Here is a 725-nt window from a genome sequence, read left to right on the forward strand (position 1 = left end):
GAGAGGCGGATGTTGTCGCCGGCAATCACCAGGCGCTCGGTCCGCCCATCGGTGACGCCGAACGGTTCAAGTGCATCGTGGAGGACATCGAGCAACCCGGCGCTGTGCCAGTTTTCGCGGGTCAGCAAATTGTGCGATCGGGAGAGCGCAAACAGCCGCGACTCGACAGCTTCGCGGATCGCCCGCGGGTCGGAATTGGCTCGCGATGCCTGCCAGACGATCGACTGCACTGTTGCAAGCATGTTCTTCACGCGATGGTTCAATTCGTCGATGAGCATCCGCGATTGCGCCTGCTCCTCCTTGTGTCTGGTGAGATCGACGAAGGAGGTAAAATACTGGACGATGGCGCCGCTCCTGTCGCGGACAGGATTGACGAAAAGGGCCGCCCAGAATTCGCTGCCATCCTTGCGCCTGTAAAGGATTTCCGTGCTCGCCTCCGAATTGGCTTCGAACTCCGCCTTGATACGTTTCAGCGCTCCGGCGTCGGCGCCGTCCGCCATCAGGAAATTGAAGGGCTGACCCAGGACCTCTTCCCTGGCGTATCCGGTCAGGGCGAGGAACGCGTCATTCGCAAAAATGATGGGATTGCCGGGTTCGTTTGCATCAGTGAAAACCATGGCCATTCGCGTTGTCTCGGCAGCAACAACGAACGGGCCAAGGTCGTGCTGAAAGCTCTCGACTTCGGCTTCGGCGTCCTTCTGCTGTTCGGACTTGTCAGGCATCGT

At 59.4% G+C, this 725-nt stretch carries 1 protein-coding gene and 1 pseudogene; both read right to left on the minus strand.

All coding sequences use genetic code 11. The features are described 5' to 3' along the window. On the minus strand, positions 1 to 278 hold a 278-nt coding region (locus AC04SI_RS33315), incomplete at its 3' end, for an HWE histidine kinase domain-containing protein (protein ID WP_488475733.1). A gap of 69 nt (positions 279 to 347) precedes the next feature. Next, a pseudogene (locus AC04SI_RS33320) lies at positions 348 to 722 on the minus strand (PAS domain-containing protein); the annotation flags it as partial. Positions 723 to 725 lie beyond the last annotated feature (3 nt).

Source organism: Mesorhizobium sp. CNPSo 4689 (assembly GCF_057784325.1).